Annotated in this window: 18 protein-coding genes; 11 read left to right on the forward strand and 7 right to left on the reverse strand. The window is 67.4% G+C overall.

Features of this window, described 5'->3' with window-relative positions:
- Window positions 1-65: 65 nt before the first annotated feature.
- Window positions 66-284: a helix-turn-helix domain-containing protein gene (locus tag ABZ154_RS27275; RefSeq protein ID WP_070204304.1), complete on the reverse strand. Its 219-nt coding sequence runs from the start codon at window positions 282-284 to the stop codon at window positions 66-68.
- A gap of 188 nt (window positions 285-472) precedes the next feature.
- The gene (locus ABZ154_RS27280) at window positions 473-958 is read right to left on the reverse strand and encodes a helix-turn-helix transcriptional regulator (RefSeq protein ID WP_282688831.1); all 486 of its coding nucleotides are present in this window, start codon (window positions 956-958) and stop codon (window positions 473-475) included.
- A gap of 306 nt (window positions 959-1,264) precedes the next feature.
- Here ABZ154_RS27280 and ABZ154_RS27285 point away from each other — a divergent pair, with 306 nt between their 5' ends.
- From ABZ154_RS27285 to mobC, 3 genes are all read left to right on the forward strand, one after another.
- Window positions 1,265-2,494 (forward strand): DUF3631 domain-containing protein, encoded by a 1,230-nt coding sequence (locus tag ABZ154_RS27285; RefSeq protein ID WP_356836916.1) that lies wholly within the window; start codon window positions 1,265-1,267, stop codon window positions 2,492-2,494.
- Between the two features lie 230 nt (window positions 2,495-2,724).
- The gene (locus ABZ154_RS27290; protein WP_282688832.1) at window positions 2,725-3,474 is read left to right on the forward strand and encodes a DUF2637 domain-containing protein; all 750 of its coding nucleotides are present in this window, start codon (window positions 2,725-2,727) and stop codon (window positions 3,472-3,474) included.
- Between the two features lie 283 nt (window positions 3,475-3,757).
- Complete coding sequence (gene mobC / locus ABZ154_RS27295; protein WP_356836854.1) at window positions 3,758-5,821, forward strand: plasmid mobilization relaxosome protein MobC; 2,064 nt, start codon at window positions 3,758-3,760, stop codon at window positions 5,819-5,821.
- A 32-nt stretch (window positions 5,822-5,853) separates the two neighbouring features.
- Here the strand turns inward: mobC and ABZ154_RS27300 are convergent, their stop codons facing one another.
- Window positions 5,854-6,696 (reverse strand): DUF1932 domain-containing protein, encoded by an 843-nt coding sequence (locus ABZ154_RS27300; protein WP_356836856.1) that lies wholly within the window; start codon window positions 6,694-6,696, stop codon window positions 5,854-5,856.
- Between the two features lie 299 nt (window positions 6,697-6,995).
- On the opposite strand from ABZ154_RS27300, the gene ABZ154_RS27305 reads away from it, so the two are divergent.
- The 5 genes from ABZ154_RS27305 to ABZ154_RS27325 all read left to right on the forward strand — a co-directional run bounded on the left by ABZ154_RS27305 (window position 6,996) and on the right by ABZ154_RS27325 (window position 12,049).
- Window positions 6,996-8,225, forward strand: a complete 1,230-nt coding sequence (locus ABZ154_RS27305; RefSeq protein WP_356836858.1) for a helix-turn-helix transcriptional regulator — start codon at window positions 6,996-6,998, stop codon at window positions 8,223-8,225.
- 283 nt (window positions 8,226-8,508) lie between these two features.
- Window positions 8,509-8,727 (forward strand): hypothetical protein, encoded by a 219-nt coding sequence (locus ABZ154_RS27310; protein WP_031125441.1) that lies wholly within the window; start codon window positions 8,509-8,511, stop codon window positions 8,725-8,727.
- 303 nt (window positions 8,728-9,030) lie between these two features.
- Window positions 9,031-10,263 carry a hypothetical protein gene (locus ABZ154_RS27315; protein WP_356836918.1) on the forward strand — a complete coding sequence of 411 codons (1,233 nt, stop codon included), beginning with the start codon at window positions 9,031-9,033 and terminating at the stop codon, window positions 10,261-10,263.
- A 107-nt stretch (window positions 10,264-10,370) separates the two neighbouring features.
- Window positions 10,371-11,693 carry a UDP-glucose/GDP-mannose dehydrogenase family protein gene (locus ABZ154_RS27320; RefSeq protein ID WP_356836860.1) on the forward strand — a complete coding sequence of 441 codons (1,323 nt, stop codon included), beginning with the start codon at window positions 10,371-10,373 and terminating at the stop codon, window positions 11,691-11,693.
- Between the two features lie 26 nt (window positions 11,694-11,719).
- Window positions 11,720-12,049, forward strand: coding sequence for a MazG-like family protein (locus ABZ154_RS27325; RefSeq protein ID WP_216322963.1), 330 nt, complete (start codon window positions 11,720-11,722; stop codon window positions 12,047-12,049).
- Window positions 12,050-12,583: 534 nt separating this feature from the next.
- Here ABZ154_RS27325 and ABZ154_RS27330 read toward each other — a convergent pair.
- The 4 genes from ABZ154_RS27330 to ABZ154_RS27345 form a co-directional block, all read right to left on the reverse strand.
- Window positions 12,584-13,120, reverse strand: a complete 537-nt coding sequence (locus ABZ154_RS27330) for a hypothetical protein (protein ID WP_356836863.1) — start codon at window positions 13,118-13,120, stop codon at window positions 12,584-12,586.
- Window positions 13,121-13,462: 342 nt separating this feature from the next.
- Window positions 13,463-13,777 (reverse strand): hypothetical protein, encoded by a 315-nt coding sequence (locus ABZ154_RS27335; protein ID WP_356836865.1) that lies wholly within the window; start codon window positions 13,775-13,777, stop codon window positions 13,463-13,465.
- 618 nt (window positions 13,778-14,395) lie between these two features.
- Window positions 14,396-14,956, reverse strand: coding sequence for a hypothetical protein (locus ABZ154_RS27340; RefSeq protein ID WP_356836867.1), 561 nt, complete (start codon window positions 14,954-14,956; stop codon window positions 14,396-14,398).
- 27 nt (window positions 14,957-14,983) lie between these two features.
- The gene (locus tag ABZ154_RS27345) at window positions 14,984-15,439 is read right to left on the reverse strand and encodes a hypothetical protein (protein ID WP_356836869.1); all 456 of its coding nucleotides are present in this window, start codon (window positions 15,437-15,439) and stop codon (window positions 14,984-14,986) included.
- 634 nt (window positions 15,440-16,073) lie between these two features.
- On the opposite strand from ABZ154_RS27345, the gene ABZ154_RS27350 reads away from it, so the two are divergent.
- The 3 genes from ABZ154_RS27350 (at window position 16,074) to ABZ154_RS27360 (ending at window position 19,585) form a co-directional block, all read left to right on the forward strand.
- Window positions 16,074-17,450 (forward strand): IS1380 family transposase, encoded by a 1,377-nt coding sequence (locus ABZ154_RS27350; RefSeq protein ID WP_356836871.1) that lies wholly within the window; start codon window positions 16,074-16,076, stop codon window positions 17,448-17,450.
- A gap of 1,059 nt (window positions 17,451-18,509) precedes the next feature.
- Window positions 18,510-18,935 carry a hypothetical protein gene (locus ABZ154_RS27355; RefSeq protein ID WP_356836873.1) on the forward strand — a complete coding sequence of 142 codons (426 nt, stop codon included), beginning with the start codon at window positions 18,510-18,512 and terminating at the stop codon, window positions 18,933-18,935.
- Window positions 18,936-18,937: 2 nt separating this feature from the next.
- On the forward strand, window positions 18,938-19,585 hold the full coding sequence (locus ABZ154_RS27360) for a hypothetical protein (protein ID WP_356836875.1): 648 nt from the start codon (window positions 18,938-18,940) through the stop codon (window positions 19,583-19,585).
- The last annotated feature ends 2 nt before the right edge of the window (window positions 19,586-19,587 follow it).

Genomic DNA, 19,587 nt, shown 5'->3' on the forward strand with positions numbered 1-19,587 from the left:
GCGCCCCGAAGGCAGTTGGCGGACCGTGCCGAATTCACGCCGCCTCTGCGGCTTGCGGGTGGCCATCAGGCGGCCTTCCCGTAGCGGGAACGCTCATCGCGGAGAGTCGGCACGGTGCGCTCCTCGATGTATGCGGCGATGGCGCTCTCGGGTATCCGCACGGGCTTGCCGAGCTTGACGTAGCGGATACGGCGCTCTTGGACGAGTCGCCGGATGAAGCGCACGCCGGTGCCGAGGCGGTGGGCAGCCTGCTCCACGGTGAGGAGGGGGTCGGTGGTGGTCACCTCCTCCGGCTGGAGGGTGCGCTGAGCAGGGACGTGCGGTATCGCCGAAGGGCGCAAAGTTGGTGCTCCGGTTCTGGCCGGCGGGCAGGGCGGCAACCCTGGGCTGGCCTGGTGTCGTTCAGGGATGGGACGGGTGATGCGTCCGCAGCGGGGGTTTGCGTTCCCACTGCGGCGGCTGGATCGGTTCGCTACGCGTCGGAAGCGGGACCGTACTCCTTGTTGACCTTGATCAGCTCGGTCGCGATGGCGTTGGAGACCATCACGTCGGCTTCCTCACGGATGTCCGGGTGGTCGGCGAGGTAGGCATCGAGCTGGTCGCGGGCTCTCCGTGCCTCGTGGTTGGCGCGGTTGGAGGCCCGATAGGTGGCGACGACGTTGTCGATCAGCTCCATGGCGCGGCCCATGGTCGCCAGGCTGGGCGGCCCGACGAAGTTGCTGAGCGGGACGCCGAAGATCTCGGCGAAGCCGATGGCCTCGTCGAGGTTGATGCGTCGCTTGCGGTTCTCGATACGCCACACCGCGGACGGGTTCATGTCGAACCCGGCCTCATTCATGTGGTCGGAGAGCGTCGTGGTGCTCCAGCCGCGCTTCTCTCGTTCCAGCTTGATCCGCACGGTGGCGTTCTCTTCGCCGCTGAGGAGCACCCCCTCGGAGCCCTCTTCGTCATCCGACATCGCCGCCTCCTCTCACTCTCCGCGTTCACCGCCACTTCGGCGCATGCCACAACGCTAGCATCGCTTCTGCCGATCGCCAAACGCTATGCGATCCGCAGAGATGGTGGTACAGTTGAAACTCCCCAGCAGACCGCATCGGTCCGCCGGCGCGCGCTTCGACCTGCCCAGAAGCACAAAAAGCCCCCCGGTGACCCAACACCGAGGGGCTCAGCGCGCAAACCTCATGCCGCCCATCCCTGAACGACTGACCTGCAAGCCGGGATTGCCGTCCCATTGGCCTGCAAGTAGAGGAGCTACATGTCCAGTATGGACGACCCCGCCCCCAGGACGCCATCTCTTCCCGTCGGCGCAACCGCCTGGCCGCCCGTGGCCGTACCCGGCCGCCCCCGTCCCGACGAGGACGGGCCCTCCTCCGAACAGCACCACCTCGCCTCCGCCTCCGAAGGCGAAGAAGTCCTCACGGCGCTGCGGGAGCAGATCCTGCGGTACGTGGTGATGCCGAGCGAGGAGGCATCAGTGGCGGTGACGTTGTGGGTGGCGGCGACGCACCTGCAGACGGCATGGCAGCACGCGCCGCGTTTGGCGGTCGTGGGGCCTGCGAAACGGTGCGGTAAGTCACGGCTCCTGGACGTGATCACCGAGAGCGTCCACGATCCGCTCATCACGGTCAACGCCTCGGCCGCCGCGGTGTTCCGGTCGATCACCGACACCCCGCCCACCCTGCTGGTCGACGAGGCCGACACCCTCTTCGGGTCCGCGAAGGTCGCGGAGAAGAACGAGGAGATGCGCGGCCTGCTCAACGCCGGTCACCAGCGCAACCGCCCGACCCTGCGGGTCTCAGGACCCAACCACGAGGTGTCGAAGTTCCCCACCTTTGCCATGGCAGCCCTCGCCGGGATCGGGGACCTGCCTGACACGATCATGGACCGCTCGGTCGTGATCCGTATGCGGCGCCGCATGCCGGGCGAGAAGGTCGCCGAATTCCGCACCTTCCGCGACACCCCGCCCCTCCACGCCCTGCGCGAGCGACTCGCCACATGGCTGGGCCCGCTCCACGCCAGCGCGATGGAACTGACACCCGCCATGCCGGTCGAAGACCGGGCGGCCGACACCTGGCAGCCGCTGGTCGCAGTCGCCGACCTCGCCGGCGGGACGTGGCCTTCCCTCGCCCGCAATGCTTGCCGGGTCATGGCAAAGCACGAGGCCGAGCAAGACCAGGACCGGAGCAGCCTGGGCATCCGCCTCCTGGCCGACGTCCGCCGTGCCTTCGCCTCCGAGGGCAACCCACCAGCGCTGCGCACCAGTCGTCTCCTGGACATCCTCAACCAGGATGCCGAGACTCCCTGGCCGGAGTACACCGCCAACGGCCTCACTCCACGGGGCCTGCAGATCCTGCTCAACGAGTACGGCATCAGCTCTGCCCCCAAGCGCTTCCACGGCAACGTCCAGGCTCGGGGCTACACCCGTCGGCACTTCGCCGACGCCTGGGCCCGCTACTGCCCCGAGCCCGCACCCGAATCCGCGACCGGGGCCTGACCCTGCACGACCCGTCACGACTCGTCTCCACGCAGGTCAAAGCGGTGACAGGTCGAGATCCGGTGACGAGTCGTCTCGACGTCACCGCCACACCCGCATCTGCCCTGACCAGGCATGCGACATGTCGTGACGGGTCCTCGCGCCCCTGGGCCGAACCACGCACCTCTTGGAGCACTCCCCCCTTGCCTTCACCCACTCGCGCCGCAGGACCGTCGACCGGGCTGCCGCCCTTGGCACCTGCCATCCGCACCGGTGTCGCGCTGCTGGCCGTGGCCGCCTTCGCGCTTTCCTACGACGCCCTGCGTCAGATGGCCGCCGCCAGCCACATCCATCCCGCGCTCACCTACGCCTTCCCACTCGTCATCGACGGGTTCATCGCCATCGGGATCGGCTCCCTGCTCGTCCTACGGACCGCGCCCTTGTCCGCCCGTCTCTACGTCTCGGCACTGGTCGGCATCGCCACCGCCACCAGCATCTGGGCCAACGTCCTGCACGCCATCCGCCTCAACCAGCAGAACCGGCGCAGCGCACTCGCTCTCGACGACCTCACCGTCGGGGCCATCTCCGCCATCGCCCCGCTCGCCCTGGCCGGAGCCGTCCACCTCTACCTCCTCGTCCAACGCCGACCCACGCGAACGAAGCCCGCCCCCGAACCGCACAACGACGGAGCCACCTCTCCCGAAGACGGGGTGGCCCCCACGCCGGCCCCGGTACCCGACGCCGATGTGGCCAAGGCCCCTGCGGTGTCCGTGTCTCAGCCCACCCAGCCACGTGGCAAACGTCGCGGCCGACCGAGCGCCACCTTCGAGCAGGCAGTGGAGATCGGACGTACGGCCCCCACGGGACGTGGCGGCCAAATCTCTCGCCGCCACATCGAGGCGGCCGTCCACACCAAGGGACTCGGCATCGGGCGGTCCCGCCTGGACGAGGTCAAGAACCTCCTCCAGGCCGAGCTCGACCAAGCCCGAACCACGGCGTAGGCCCGCGCCCTCCCGCTAACTGCTCGCCTCGGAATCGCCGGGGCCAGCACGGCTTCCCCTTCGTACGGTCAGAGAGCCCCTCATGCACGAACAGTCCACACACCCCCTCCCCCACGCCTCTCGGCACCTGACCTCCACCCCAGCCCCAGGCGGAGCAAGGTATGGCGTTGGACCGTCCAAGGGCCGGTCCAACGCAGGTTCCTCCGCCCCGGGGGTGGCGGAGGGTCTCGGGCACCAGGGGGCGCCCGAGCAGGATCAGCCCATCGGCACCTCCAGCGCTGCCGTGCCGCAACCGCGTGCCTCCGAAGCTGCCGCGCTCCACCGCGTCGCCCGCCGCCGCGACCGCAACGAGACCCAGCGCACCGCGCGCGTCGATGTCCGCTACAGCACCGAAGAGAAGGCGGACATCGTCGCCAAGGCCCGCTCGCTGAACATCGCCGCCGCCCACTACGTCGGTGCCGTCGTCATGGCCCACCTCGACGGGGACCTCGCCTTGCCCGGTCAGCGCACCCCGCTCGACGACTACGTCGATGAACTCACCACGCTCCGTGGCGAGGTCGCCAAGATCGGCCACAACATCAACCAGATCGCCAGGAAGCTCAACTCCGGCGACCTCCCTCACTCCGACGACACCGCCACCCTGGCCCAGGCCGAACGCACCTTCGCCGAGAGCACGGCCGGCCTCATCCGCTACCTCTACGGACCAGGCCGCGCCAACGAACACAGCGATCCCCACCTCGTCACTTCCTGGGACGGCTACGCCCCCGACCCAGGGCGCGCCGACGACATCACGGCGGCAAGGAAGCAGCTCGTCGACGACCTCGACCTGCGCGTCAAGCAAGCTGATCGACTGGGCCGCGCCCCGAAGCAGCACGTGTGGCACTGCTCTCTCCGCGCGGCACCCGGCGACCGCCTCCTCGACGACGGCGAGTGGGCGGACATCGCCCGTCGCGTCGTCACGGCCACCGGCATCGCACCGGCGGACGACCCGGACGGCTGCCGCTGGATCGCCGTACGCCATGCCCCCGATCACATCCACATCGCCGCCACAAAGGTCCGAGGTGACCTCCGCTCAGCACGTCACTGGAACGACTACCTCACCGCTGACCGCGAACTCGCAGCCATCGAGAAGGAATACGGGCTGCAACGGGTCATCCGCGGTGACCGCACCGCCGCCAAACGGCCCCATCGCGCCGAACAGGAGAAGGCCCTGCGAAACGGCCAGGCCAAGGCCGCTCGCGAACGCCTGCGCACCGTGGTCCGCACAGCGGCGGCTGCCGCCACCGAGACCGACGAGTTCCTCGGTCTGCTCACCCACACCGAGGGAGTCCTCGTCGAGGTCCTGCACTTCCCCTCGGGAAAACCACGCGGCTACAAGATCGCCCTGGAGAACGACCGGAACGCCAAAGCCGAACCGGTCTGGTTCTCCGGCTCCACGCTGGCGCCGGATCTCTCCCTCCCGAAGATCCAGAGCCGTCTCGCCGCAGCAGAGGTCCCAGCGTCCGCCGCCGAGGAGCGTCTCAGGCCGCACCCATGGCATCAAGCCACCGCAGCCACCGAGCGCATCCCCCACCACCTCGACCAGCCGAACGCCGAAGCCGCCCAGGCCCACCTGGCCGCCTTCGGCGAAGCGCTCGACGCCGTAGCTCTCACCGCACCGCCGGACATTCGTACAGAACTCCGCTCAGCGGCCTCAGCTTTCGAGCGCGCGACCCGTTCGCGCGTCCGCGCCGAACACCACCACGCTCGTGCCCTACGCGGCGCGGTCAAGGCGATGCTTCGCGAGCCGGCACCGAAGGACGGAGCCGCCTTGGCGATGTTCCTCGACGCTGCGCTCCTCGCCGTCATCGCCGCCGCACGCTGGCACGACCGACGAGAGCACGAGCAACAGGTGGCCGCAGCCCACAAGAGCCTGCTCCACCTCCAGGCCGCCTACGACCACACGGCAGCCACGCCCCTACTGGTCCTCGGCCAACGCCGACCGTCCCAGAATCTTGCGGACCAATACGTCCGGCTCATCCGCCAGACCGCCCCGGCGTACGCCGACCAGATTCTCGCCGACTCTGCCTCGCAGGCGCTCACCACCGCATTGGCCGAAGCAGAGGCAGCGGGCCACGACCCCAAACGCCTGTTGCAGCAGGCAGCAGAAGAACGAGCCCTCGACGACGCCCGCTCCCCGGCACGCACCATCACCTGGCGCGTACATCGGCTCTCGCAGAGGCCGGCTCCCAGTCGACGAGCTCTGGCGGCACAGGCTCGCAGCACCGGACTACGCCACGTACCCTCGCCCGAACCTGCGGCGACGGCCCCACCCACCATTCCCGCGTCTCGCCCTCGGCGGAGGTGATCGTCCAGCGGCTACCCCTCAGCGTGAACGAATCAACGGCTCTTCTCTGACCGGAGCTGGGAGAGGGTGTGCACGACCGGCAGGTCGAACTTGTCCCTGTCCTGCTCCCAGTAGGCGAGCACCCGAGCCGTGGCTTCGGCCATGTCCGTGGGCAGGTGAGCCGCGCGGAGAGTATCGGCGACCTCTTCCATCTCGGGCGCCCAGCGCCAAGCTCGGGCTGCAACACTCGGCAGGTACTCCGGATCGGAGAGGATCGCGGAAATCATGATCTCGGCTTCGGCCGTGAGCTGATCACCGACTCCATGGGCGTCGGCGAGCGCGTGAGCGACTCCGGCGAGGGTGCGAGCGGCCTTCTGGTAGCTGGAGAAGGCCATCTTCAGCGCGGAAGCGGAACCGACTGTGTCCCCGACGCGGCACACGTGCAGCGCAGAGTCCGTGAACAGCGACGCCACCAGCTCGACGGGAGAGTCGGCCCCTGCGAGATAGAGCCGTGTCGCACGCCCCTGGCCTGGCGGCTGACCGAAAACGGCACCGTCGACAACTGCGGAGCCGGGGCGGATCTCGTCAGCGATGTGCCGTACGCGTTGAGGGCTGATGGCGTTGACATCGGCGTACACCCCCGCGAAGCCGTGCGCGGCCACCGCCGCCGCAACGTCCTCCGCCGCCTGTGGTGGGCACACCGAGAGAACGACCGCGCTTCGGGACAGCGCTTCCGCGAGCGAGTCGTACGCCGTGGCACCGGCTTCCCTCGCGCGTAGCCAGGTGTTCTCACTGCGGTCCTTGGGCACCGACAGCGCCTCATGGCCGCCGGCCACGAGCTCGGCGGTGATCGCCGCGCCCATGGTTCCAGGGTGGAGGACGGTCACGGTGATCACTGGCTGCCTCCGGCGGTGCGCGACGTGGAATGTTCCTCATCCCCATGATCCGCTGTCGTTCGGCACCGGCGGCTTTGGGATCAATGCCTGATGGCAGTCCGGGCACTGATGGCGGACAGAAGTGCTCCGGTCTCGGACTCACCGTTCAGGACGGGACAGCGGTACACGGGCCGCGGCCCCGACTGTCCTTGCAGCTCGTCTCACGCTGAAGCCGCGTCATGGGTACCGTGCAGGAGACGAACTCTGTACGGACAGGCCGGCGGTCGCGCCGGATCGTCCGGCGGCTGGGAGGTGTCCTGATGCTGGAGGAAGCCGAGGAGATCGGCAAGCGCGCTCGCAGGGCGAGGCTGCGGCTGGGCATGCCGCAGGCCGACCTGGCGACGGCCCTCGGGAAGTCGCAGGGCTGGGTGTCGAAGATGGAGCGTGGACTGATCGAGCTGGACCGGGTCGGCCTGCTCAACCAGGTGGCCGCAGAGCTGCACGTCCATCCGAACGACCTGATCGGACGCCCGTACAGCAGCTCCCCTGACGACAGCCAGTGGCAGATCGCCGCCTCGTCGATCCTGCGCGAGCTGCGTCGCTACGACCTCGTTCCCGTCTTCGACGGGGTTCCCCGACCGGCCTCACAGCTATGGCGTGAGGTGACCCGGCTGCACCGCCTGCGGGACACCGCCTCCAACGTCGCGATTCTCCGAGTTCTCCCGGACCTGTTCCGGGAAGCACGCGCCCTGGCGGAGGACTCGGACGGGCACGAACGGGAAGAGGCGTATGCCATTTACGCCGTGTGCTGCAAGTTCGCGCACACCGCCGCGCACGCCCTCGGACACCTCGAGCTGGTGGCCATGGCGTGCGAACGGGCCGCGTGGTCAGCCAGGTTGTCGGGAGATCCGGTGCTGCCTGCCGTCGCCGACTGGATGCGCGTCTGGGACATGTGGGCGACGGCTGACTGGGCCGACGCTCTGACCCTCTCGGACAAGGCGATCGCCTCGGTGCAACAGCCGTACGAGCACGGTGATCCGCTGGCCGTACGGGCTTGGGGCACGCTTCAGCTGAGAGCAGCCATCTCCGCCGCTCGGTCCAACCGCCCATCGGAAGCGGAGGACCGGATCGGGCACGCGAAGGACGCGGCGGAACGCATGGACGCGTACGTAGGGGCACCGGTGTACGACCGGCATTCGCTGACGTTCTCCGCCGGGAACGTGCAGATCCACGCGATCAGCGTGGCCCTGGAAATGGGCAAGCAGGGCAAGGCGCTGGAGATAAACCGCCGCACCAGCCCGAGCTTGATCGGTTCACTGCCCAACTCCCGTCAGGGACACCACCACATGGACGTGGCGCGGGCCTGGCTGTGGGACGGAAACCGGGCAAAGGCCCTCACCGAGCTGGAGACGGCTGAGCGGATCGCGCCGCAGCTCGTGCGGAACCATCCCATCGCCCGTTCAACGCTTCGCAGCATCGTCTACGCGGAACGAGCAGCCACGAGGGAGAAGCTGCGGCACATGTCCGACCGCTTTCACCTGGACGGATAGGGGTCGTATTCCTCCGGCTCATATTCGAGGCTCGTCCTGTCCCTAACTTCGGGGCATGACGCGACGACGTTCTTCTCATCTTCCTTCGCAGGGAACCGAGTTAGGTACGGCAGCACCCTTCCGCCCACTGCTCGGCGACCTCGCCACGGACAGCGCTCGCGATGGCCGTGTGGGTGTCGTAGTCGCTCTCCCTGGTGAGGGCTCTGCGACGACGTACCACCTGCGTCCGCCTGGAGGCGGGGCCCCCTGGTCCGCGCCCGCCGACGGAACGACGCTCCGTCCCGTGCCGGTGAGGGCCACCCACGCCACGCTCTCGGCCGGACGGGACGCGGTCTACGACGCGCGGGCCAGGCAGGGATCGGTTCCCATCGAGTTCCACTTGGATGACGGCTCGACCCTCGATGGCGCGCTCATCCTCACCTCTGTCGAGCTGGAGTGGCTGCACCAGCAGACCAGCCGCCTCGTCGACGCACACGGACGGGCCCTCGGCGGCACCCCGTGACCGGGCCTCGGCGACGCCACGCCCGAAAAGCCGCGCCGCGCCCTGTACGCCCCGAAGGCGGAGGCATCGCGCTCACGCTTCTGGCGGTCGCCGGCCTGGTGGGCCCGGCCTGGGCACTGCGTGAGCAGGCCGTCCCGCTCCTCAACGGCCTCGGTCACCAGCCCGCCGCCGTCTCAACGGACGCGAGCCCGCCCTCCGACCGCTGACTCCGCTCCGCTGTCCGGGTCGTTCACCCCACCTTCCCGGCCAACGGAGCCTGCCATGCACCCGGAACATCCAGGCGTGATTCTCCAGGGAGAGATCATGGACATCCCGTACATCGTCATCGACCAGCTCACCCCCGACCAACAGCAGGTCTGGAAGACCTACTTCGGCGACGCCGACCGACCCCGCTACATCGAGGAAGGTATCTGGCGCCGTACGCAGGAGAAGGCCACGGCTGACCAGAGCGGCTGGACGGCCGCCGACGACGCCCGGCGGCGGATCATCCACTACCGCTACCGGTACGGCCTGGTCCCCACCACCGCCGCGCCGGCCATCGGCCTGACCGACCTGTACCTCTACCACTCCGCTACCGCTCCCGCGTCCGAGATCGACGCGCACCACGACGCCCTGTGGGACTCGCTGGCCACCGGCGGCTGGAAGGAGGCTCCCGGTGGATTCTTATGGACACGTCGGGATCTGAAGTGCCGGATCACCGAGCACGACGTCCACCCCCAGGACGCGGCGGCGGGCCGTACCCTCCCCGTCGGCTACCGGAGCCTGGACGTGCAGATCGCCTCGGTGTCCTACGCACCACCGCCCGCTGTCCGGCAGCTGCCGTGGAACGTCCTCTCCACCGGGATCAGGTGCAAGGACCGCCCCGGTACGCCGACCCGCGTCCCGGACCTGTCTGTCCTCGCGGACCTCCTGCCCTTCCAGGTGGAGATTGGCTGCGGTACGTCGGTAGAGGCGGGTATCCCTCCCCTGCACCGGCTCCATGAGATCTACCGGGTGACCGACCGCCAGGGTCACGAGCCGAGGGAGCACCGCTTCACTCTCTCCCCGACCGCGGACACGCTCCTCCACGAGGTGCTGACGGAGCCGGAGGAGAAGACTGCGGAATTCGTGGAGATGTTCCGCGCCTGCTTCCTGGCCGAACCGACTCCGGCCATGTGGGCGCTGAAGGAGCTGATGGGCGCCGGGCACCTCGTCGGCCCGGTCATCACCAACAACTTCGACGTGCTCGCGGCGCGCGCCGGGCTCGACGAGTGCTTCATGCGCCGCTACGACCAGGCCGTACCCGACGTCGAGTGGGTGGACGGCGCCAAGGCCCTCCTCGTCGTCGGCCTGCACGCCGACCGACGCAAGGTCCAGGCACGCGCCCGCGCTCGCGGCATGCAGGTCGTCTACCTGGACCCGGAGGGCTTCTGGCGCGACGGCCAGTTCATGCCGTACCCGCTGGAAGGCCCCCAGGACGGCGACCTGGTGTGCCGGGCGACCGCCGCCGAGGCCCTGCCCGCCCTCGTCAACCTGCTCAGACAGCAAGCTGGTTGATCCACCTGCACGAAGAGGGCCGCGCCGGGCGTTGGCGCTAGCGTGACGCACCCGGCCGGCCCGGATTCCCCTGGGCGGGCGAGGGATAAGGAAAGGAGCGTCGACCCATGCGCGTATCCGTCATCGGCTGTGGTCACCTGGGCATCCCCCACGCCGCTGCCATGGCCGAGATCGGCCACGAGGTCATCGGCGTGGACCTGGACCAGGCGAAGATCGACCGCCTCAACGCAGGCGAGTGCCCCATCTACGAGGACGGCCTGCCGGAACTCCTCAGCACCCACACCGCCACCGGACGCCTGCGGTTCACCACCAGCCTCGCAGAGGCGGCCGAGTTCGCCGACATCCACTTCCTCGCCGTGGGCACGCCCATCGACGCGGACGGCCGGAGCTACGACACCGGGCAGGTCTTCGGCGCAGCCCGCGCCCTCGCCCCGCACTTGACCCGCCCCACGGTCGTCGTCGGCAAGTCCACGGTCACCGTCGGCACCTCCCGCGACCTCGGCGCTCTCCTCGCCCGGCTCTCCCCGGCAGGTGAGGACGTGGAGGTCGTCTGGAACCCCGAGTTCCTCCGCGAAGGCCACGCCGTCGACGACACCCTGCGCCCCGACCGCATCGTCGTGGGCGTGCCCTCGGCTCGCGCCGAGGACGCGGTACGTGAGGTCTACGCACCCCTCCTGGCGAACGGCATCCCGCTGTTCGTGACCGACCCCGCCACCGCCGAACTCATCAAGGGCGCCGCCAACGCCTACCTCGGCATGAAGATCTCCTTCATCAACGGCGTCGCCGACATGTGCACCGCCGCTGGAGCCGACGTCCAGCAGCTCACCGAAGCCATCGGCCTGGACCCCCGCATCGGCCGCGGCGGCCTGAACGCCGGCCCCGGCTACGGCGGCGGCTGCCTCCCGAAGGACGTCCGCGCCTTCACCGCCTCCGCCCGCACCCTGGGCGCCGCCGAAGCAGCGACCATGCTGCGCGCGGCGGAGGAGGTCAACGAATCCCGACCCAACGCCGCACTGAAGCTCATCGACCAGACGCTCGGCCGACCCGTCGACGGCGTACGCATCACGGTCTGGGGCGCTTCCTTCAAGGCCGGTACCGACGACGTCCGCGAATCCCCGGCCCTGGCGATCGCCGCACTGATGCACCAGCGCGGCGCGACCGTCACCGTCCACGACCCGCACGCCGTGCCCACAGCACTGCGCCGCCACCCCGAACTCGACTACTGCGAAACCCTCGAAGACTCCGTCGAGGCGGCCGAGCTGATCGTCCTGGCCACCGAATGGCCCCACTTCCGCGAGGCCGACCCCAAGGCCCTCGCCCCACTGGTCGCGGACCAGGTCCTCGTCGACCTCCGCAACCTCATCGACGCCGACGCCTGGCGCATGGCCGGATGGACCGTACGCCAGCTCGGACGACCCGCACAGGAATAGCCGAACCCATCGATCGGAGGTCCAACGTGGACACCCTGTGGGACAACATCGAGAAGCTCTCCGCCGTCTGCCGAGCGGCCGGCGCCCACCTCCCCGACGAGGAGCTCAAAGCTCTCCAGGTGGGCAAGGTCGCCGAGGAAGCTGGCGAGGCCATGCACGCCCTCCACGGCCTGAAGGGCCTCACCACCTGCGGCGACGACCACACCTGGTCCGAGGTCCAGAACGACCTGGTCGGCTCCGTCATCGCCGCCCTCCTGGCCATGCACTACATCGACCCCACGGGCGCCCGCGCCACCTTCGACGAGATCCTCCACCGCCGGACGCGAAGGGGCCGCGAGGCCGCTGCTACGGCCTGACAGCCTCCGGACGTGGCCGTCGACCGCTCCGGTTGGACGCGGGCGGCGGCCACATCCGGCACACAAGCTGCGCCGGGCACCTGCTCCCAGCGTGGTAGAACTTTCCCTACTTCATCAAGCACCCGGCTGCGCTCCGCCGGGCGGGCTTCCCAGCTCCGCTGGGGCGCCGCTGCCTCCGGCCCGCTCCGCCGACGCCCGCCCCTGCTGTGGGATAGGCCCAGAGGCGTAAGTCCGAGTTCCCGATGCCCGCGGTTGCTCACCGTCACCGACGCGCCTCCGGCGGGGGCGCAATAAGCCCAGGATGGGCAGGGGCTCCGTGGGCGCTTAGTGCCGGCCGTGGGATGCCGCGATAGGGAAATCTCATGCCGTCTGCCGTCGAACCAGGCGAGCCGAGCAGGCGCGCTGCGTGGGGCGACGGCAGATGGGATGAGAGTCGGGGGAGCGCGCAGTTTCACCTCAGCCTTCGCCCGCGCCTCACAGGATCTAACCAACTTAGTTCAGGAGACTGCGAAGTGTCATGAAGGCGCCCGCCTGTCAACCCCAAGATTTCCATTTATCGAATGCGGCCTGATTTTCGTCGAGGATCTCCTCGTAGTTCAGATTTCGTGGAGTTACGCCCCATTGGGTGATCATATTGAATACGACACTCTCGAATGTCATCCGCCCGGTCCTGAGGTGATGCTTCTTCTTAATCAGGCCAGTAGGATTCAGGGCCGCACTTCCGATATGACAGTGCGGGTACTCCACATCACTGGAGCCACTCGGGTGCCAATGCCAAGCAATTTGCTCCTCATCCTCGCTCGACGAGAGGCTATACATGTAGCCCTGAGTTGAAACTTTATACCGATCAGCCGTTCCCACAGGCTGACCTAGAACGTTCTTCTCCTGTCTCGCAACGGTGAACTTGATGGACGCTTCAAGGAAGATCTTGTTGTCCGGTATCTTGAAGCCGACTGGATCCCCCCTGTTCAGCAGGACAGTGTGAGTCTCCCCAACCGGATCGCCCTTGAAGGAGCTGCACACCCACTGCGACATCGTGATGCAGGAAGAGGCAGCCCTCAACGGCTCCATAAACGCCTCAACGGCGGCGCGAGGTGTCCTACCGGGCATTTTCCTGCGCAGGCCGAACGAACGGAAGGAGGTCAGCTACCTCTTGAGCCTTCACGTTTTCCGTATCGCCAGAGTACTCCCCTGAATCCCAGCGTCGAATAAATTCCTCTCCGGAAATTCCAAGCTTCCTGCGTGCGGCTCGATCCAAGATTTCAGCCCCCTCCGCATAGTCCACCTCAACTACCTCGGGAAGGATAGCGACCAGATGCGCTCGAGAGTTCAGCGAAGATTGTCTACCTGACACTTCCAGGGATTCGCTGGAGGCGCTCGTAGTCGACTCGAGGGACACGGCGTACGTCGAGGTCACTTCTCTCCCTCCTGAGCGTCGAACTTAACGGCCGTCTTTTGGAGGACTTCGATTAGTTCATCGAGATGCCTCCGGGAAACCGCAAGGCGGGTAATCCCTCGTACGGGAACGTAGCTAATCTTTTTGGCTTGATCGCGAACCCGTTCTTGATCCCCCATCAAGACAGGAGGCGTCGCTGTGCCGAAGCTCAGAAAGACATGATCTTGATCAATCTGAGTGAGCACCTGGTTCGAGCTGAGCAGGGGCAAGTCATCAAGGCCCACCCACAGTAGCGGGACCTTGACTGCCCTCTCCGTATCGTTGTCTCCCATGTCTGCCATCGTGGCATGGTCCGCTGACATTCGATATGGGGATGTCGACGATGTCAGCCATCCGGCTGGCCAACCCGATCGCATGTGCAGCAGGTCCGCGAGGAGTAGATCGCAGCCTAACTGTGGTCGAGGCGAGCACTGAGGGCAGTCATCACTCTCCTGAGCTGCGAGGAAGGCTTCTTCGTGCGAGCCCTCCCGAGTCGTGTTCCTTGCTGGCGCTTGTGTGCGCCTTCCCGGTCTGAGCCGTCAGCAGGATGCTGTCCCGTTCTGTGCGGGCCTGGGAGGAGAAGGGAGAGAGCGTGACTCAGCCGAGGTGTGAGGCCGGTGTAGGCGGCTGGCTGACCTGGGCAAGTGGTCAGTGCTGGGAACATCAAGGAGGGTGGACGGCTCGCGCACAGGCGGACCGTAAGAGGTAGGTAGCCGAAGCGAAGAAACAGGAGCTTCGGAAGAAGAAGTGGTCGTGGTAGTGACCAGTGGCTGACATCAACGGCAGTGAACACGGCGGGTTGCAGGCGGTTGGTAGTGACAGAGGGCCCCTCGACTCACGGGCGAGCGCGGCCAACCTGTTCGCTGGCCGTGGCCGGACCGGTAGCTTCCGCCCAAAACGGTCGCATCGAACTATCTGTTGCCACTCCAACCGCCGAGCCTGCCGCTCGCACGTTGCATGAAGCTCTCGAACGCAGCCTCCGCGTCATTGAGGCTCATCAATGACGCAAGGTTGCTGGCCTCAGCATTGGACACCGCTTCCTCGTTGCCTCGGCCCCAAGCGTACATGTGGGGTCCGACCGCCTGGACGGCCTGCTTGGCGGCTTCCAGCACTGGGAGCGACGGCGCATCTCCACCGTCCAGAAGCGAGATTCTGCGATGCCGCAGCTCAAGATCGCGACACAAGGACTCCGAGCGATACACCATGTCCCGGTACTCATGGAAACTCCTCACGATCCAGAGCGAGGTCGCCACCCGCAGGATCTGCCCTTGGAGTGCTTCCCACACGGTGCAGAAGCCCTCGTAAGCCTGGTACCGCTCCGAGAGCAGCGCTGAGGTGCTTGCTGTGATCCTTAGCTGCTGGATGTCTCGCGCCTGCACCACGGGCCCGTGCACTGTCGAGCCATCAAGCCCGTTCGCCGCTTGGACCGTCTTGTGCTGAACGGCCGGCTGCTCTCTGCGAGATGAGTCCACGCTCAGATGTTAAGGCCCAATACGAAATCACACCTGAGTACTGCTCCAACCTCCTTCGCCAGGCGGCCCGAAGCTGAGCGAACCCACACTCCCGACCTGGACCACGGGACCATGCTGCACACCCCCACTGATCGTGTTGTGCACATCCGCAAACTGTCGATCGTCTCGCCTTGGTGAAAGTTCATCGAGTACTGACTGAAGTTCAGAAGCAGCGGTCGGGTTGGCGATCAAGGTACGTCGCAGCCGTGTGCGCCATCCCGCCTCGACGTCCAGAACCGTCTGCTCGTCACCGGCCTCCAACGCGGCCGTAAGCTCTCCGCGCGAGGTCTCCAGCTCGCCTTCGATCACGATTCCTTCGCCACCCCCGCGGCGCGCGAAGAACAAGGCAATCCGATCACGGGCCTGTGTCCACGAGTCAGTCGCCATCTGCTGAACGAATGCCGTTGCACCCGCGGCAGCGAGTGCCATCAACTCGGCTTCCATGCAACCCCCTTGCTAGCAATCGAGTCAGCCACCCTACCCGTGGCACTCAACGATTGCAGACCGACAACTACCGTACGTTGTACCCTCCCGCCGTACACGAGTGATCCTGGTGACCGTGGCACCTCCCCGCACGACTGCGCCTCCCGCGCCCAACGCGCCGCACCCCTGTGCACGAGAGCCTGCCCCCCAGCAACCACCTCAGATGATGAGTCAATGCTCGTAGGTGGACAGCAACCCGATTCCCGCGAGACAGGCCGGAACAACGGTTGCCCAGGCCCCGCCCTCGGTCCTGGCCCACAGAGCTCCCGACGGAATCGCGACGAAGAGGACAACCCAGCACAGGCGCCGGAACCTCCTCCGCGAACGAGCGAGCTGAGCAGCTAGAGCCTCGCGTCGGCGCCTCTGAGCATCCTCGGCCGCCCACTGGTCCTGCGTGCGCCCCCGAAGGCGTGCCAGGAACGCAGCATGGTCAGCATCGTGCGCCCCGGCGGGTGACGCAACGTTCACGTTAGCCTCGGGCTTTCACGAGGCGGGCTGTCCGAAGCGTGATCGAAAACGCGAGAAGTGCTCCTGACCTGCAACGATAGGACTTGTCGAGGGTCCAGATCGTGCCGTGGAAAGAAGCACTTCTCAGGTGAAGAAGCGTATCGGGTCGTACCCGTGTGTCCGCATCGAGGGTGGCGGCCGGGCGGTGGTGTCCCAGGCCGGGGGCGTGCTGCTGGTCGAGACCGTCCGCAAGGCTGGTCTGGACACCGCGATATCGGCGGCGCTGGCGCCGTGGCGGAAGGCTCGAGCGGTGCACGATCCGGGCAAGATCCTGCTGGATGTGGCCCTGGCGGTCGGGCTGGGCGGGGACTGCCTGGCCGATGCCGGGATGCTGAGGGCCGAGCCGGCCGTGTTCGGCCCGGTGGCTTCCGACCCGACCGTCTCCCGGCTGATCGACACCCTGGCCGCGGCCGGGCCGAAGGCTCTGAGCGCGATCCGATCAGCGCGGGCCGAAGTGCGCGAGCGAGTCCGGAAGTTGGCCGGGGCTTCGTCGCCGGACGCTTCGGGTCAGGTGATCGTGGACCTCGACGGAGTGCTGGTGCTGGCCCACTCCGACAAGCAGGACGCGGCCGCAACCTGGAAGAAGACCTACGGACATCACCCGCTGATGGGGTTCGTCGATCACGGGAGTGGTGGCACCGGGGAGCCGGTGGCCGCTCTGTTGCGGCCCGGGAACGCGGGCAGCAACACCGCCGCCGACCACATCACCGCCACCCAGCTCTCCCTGGCCCAGCTTCCCAAGAGGTATCGGCGGGGCCGGTCCACGCTGATCCGTACCGACTCCGGCGGCGGGACGCGCGAGTTCGTGGCCTGGCTCGCGAAGCGGGGCCGGTGGCTGTCGTACTCGGTCGGGATGACCATCACCGAGCAGATTCATCAGGCCGTCCTGAAGGTCCCGGCCTCCGCCTGGACGCCCGCCGTCGAACCGGGTGGTGAGATCCGCGACGGCGCCTGGGTCGCTGAGCTCGACGGTGACGTACTCACCGGCTGGCCCAAGGGGATGCGGCTGATCGTCCGTAAGGAACGTCCACACCCCGGAGCTCAGTTGCGGTTCACCGACGCCGACGGCCTGAGGCTGACCTGCTTCGCCACCAACACCATCAACAGCCCCATCGCCGAACTTGAGCTGCGGCACCGCCGACGCGCCAGAGCCGAGGACCGTATCCGCAACGCTCGCGCCACCGGCCTGCGCAACCTGCCCCTTCACGACACCGCCCAGAACCGGATCTGGCTTGAGATCGTCCAGCTCGCGCTGGACCTGCTGGCCTGGCTGCCGATGCTCGCCCTGACCGGCAAACCCCGTCTCTGGGAGCCCCGCCGCCTGCGGCTTCGCCTCTTCAGCGCCGCCGCGCAACTCGTCACCACCGCCCGCCGCCGACACTTGAGATTCGCCGGCCACTGGCCCTGGACAGACGTGATCACCAGCGCGATCCAGCGACTCGACGCCCTCCCGAATCCCGGCTGAGCAGCAACAACCACCCGCCCCAACGAGCAGCACCACCCACTGCCGGCCCCGTGGAACCCGGCGCACACCCGACGCGACAGTCGGGCCCTCGCTCTACCCGTCACCGACCCGACAAGCCGAAACGGGCCACCGAAGAATCCGACGACCCATCACGAAAGATCGAGGTTAAGGTCTCCATGTACAGTGCCCGCCTGCACAACAGGACCATCAACGCGACCACGCAACTCGTTGTGCACATAGGGCTGTTCGCTCATTCACTGAATATACGCGAGCGTCCAAAGAGATCACTATGGGACTGCGCCTGCCTTGTCTAATCAGACTCACCGCACGGCTCCGTGATCCGCCGGGCCGAATCATTCCGCAGCACAGCCGCAGGCCCTACAAGCATCCCAAACGCGCATTCACCACCACAGGGAGACCTTCCCAAGCCGAGACACGATGAGGACTCATGAGTCGGCGAGTGCGTACGGCTTGCCACCCGCGCCCCGGGCGAAGAGCCAAGCGAACACGAGGAGCGGGACATAATCACCGCAAGGAAAATGCTGCCCACGATCACCGTCACATGGTCCGATCGACTGTACTGGTGCTGCGCCGAAGCCCGCGCGAAGATTTTCGGTTCCGCTGGCACCCCCCAAGGGCTGGGACGCTGTGTCAGCGAGCGCGTCGAAACCGTCGTCCCGGACTCGGAATGGCTCTCGGCCTGAATCGTCGCACCGCCCACCCGTGTGCCCCATCCGTGCCCAGCGGAGCGGACAACAGCGGTCAGGTACGGTCCCCAGAGCCCCTAGCCCTACATCTCGAGCAATGCGAAAGCGCAGGTCAGAGCCCTTCCAGAGGCCCAAGCACCGCTGATTCCCAAGCTCAGAGCGCGAGTTCGATTCTCGTCACCCGCTCTTTGATGAAGGCCCTGGTCAGTGACCGGGGCCTTTCTTGTGTTCGGGACCGGCCCGAGGTGTGGAGGCTGTGGGGACGGCTGGAACCAGGGGGTTGCCGACGAGCGTGGTGTTCTAGCGTGTGCAGACGTGAAGGATCACAGCTCGCGGGTGGGGAGGGCTTCCAGTGGGTGACGGGGCAGCGCTGGTGGATCGGATGGCCGAGCGGCGGGCCGGGGTCGGGGATCCGCGGGCTCTGGTGGGTGAGCTGCGCCGGGCACTGGTGCTGGTGCCGTACGACCGGGGTGGGTTGTGGACCGCCGAACTTGGTGGGATCCGGTGGGTATGCGGGTTCACCGACGAGGCTGCGCTGGCCCGATTCGCCGAGGAGCGGGCTGCCGTGGAGGGGGCCGGAGTCGCCTCGCGGAGCTGGGAGTATGCCGCGTTCCGGGGGGCGCGGTTGCTGGACGAAGTCATTCCGGCCATGAGGGTGCCGGCCGGGGTCGCGGTGAATGTGGCTGATCCGGACGGGTCGATGTTGTTTCCGCCGGTGGTGGGGATCGTGCCGGATTCCTACGCCGTCGACGCGGACGTGCCGAGCGGGGGACGGTAACGGTGAGCGGTACGGGGGCGGAAGACCTCAACGTCGATCCGGTCAGTGTTCAGCAGATCACCACCGGACTACGCGAAGCCGTGGCGGAATTGAAGGAGATCGGCACCGGTACGGGGGCGGTGCTCGGCAAGGGGCTCTCGGAGCTGTCGATGACCGGCATGGAAGCTGGGCATCACGGGCTGTCGGTGGACTTCGAGGACTTCTGCGAGCGGTGGGAATGGGGTGTTCGGGCGCTGGTCCAGGACGCCAATGCGATCGCGGCGAAGCTGGGGCTTGCGGCGGGGATCGTATGGGAGGAGGACCGGTACGTCGAGGGCACGATGAAGATCGCCGTGAACGCAGGCGTCGGGAATCCGCATGCGTCCGAGGACGAGATCGTGCAGCAGGACTGGGGCGATGTGCTTACCCCGGACTATCTGAGTCCGGACTACAGCCAGGAGTCGTTCGAGCGCACGGCCGACGAGGCTGGACAGACCTGGAAGGACACCGGGCGGGCGCTCGTCACCGAGGGGGACGGCGGACGTCAGGCGGACCAGCTGAACGAGATGTTCGGCGTGGACCAGGACGCGTTCGACCGGTCCGTGGACGACATGTTCGGCCCCTCCCCCGAGGAGCGGGCCCGACAGCAGGAGCAGGGCGGGGGAAACTAGGT

This window comes from Streptomyces sp. NPDC006261, from assembly GCF_040613515.1.
Lineage (GTDB): Bacteria > Actinomycetota > Actinomycetes > Streptomycetales > Streptomycetaceae > Streptomyces.

Bases quoted from the DNA above. Each gene is read 5' to 3' on its own strand.
- ABZ154_RS27280 (WP_282688831.1), bottom strand. From the start codon at position 958: ATGTCGGATGACGAAGAGGGCTCCGAGGGGGTGCTCCTCAGCGGCGAA.
- ABZ154_RS27285 (WP_356836916.1), top strand. From the start codon at position 1,265: ATGGACGACCCCGCCCCCAGGACGCCATCTCTTCCCGTCGGCGCAACC.
- ABZ154_RS27305 (WP_356836858.1), top strand. From the start codon at position 6,996: ATGCTGGAGGAAGCCGAGGAGATCGGCAAGCGCGCTCGCAGGGCGAGG.
- ABZ154_RS27315 (WP_356836918.1), top strand. From the start codon at position 9,031: ATGGACATCCCGTACATCGTCATCGACCAGCTCACCCCCGACCAACAG.
- ABZ154_RS27320 (WP_356836860.1), top strand. From the start codon at position 10,371: ATGCGCGTATCCGTCATCGGCTGTGGTCACCTGGGCATCCCCCACGCC.
- ABZ154_RS27330 (WP_356836863.1), bottom strand. From the start codon at position 13,120: ATGGAGCCGTTGAGGGCTGCCTCTTCCTGCATCACGATGTCGCAGTGG.
- ABZ154_RS27335 (WP_356836865.1), bottom strand. From the start codon at position 13,777: ATGGGAGACAACGATACGGAGAGGGCAGTCAAGGTCCCGCTACTGTGG.
- ABZ154_RS27345 (WP_356836869.1), bottom strand. From the start codon at position 15,439: ATGGAAGCCGAGTTGATGGCACTCGCTGCCGCGGGTGCAACGGCATTC.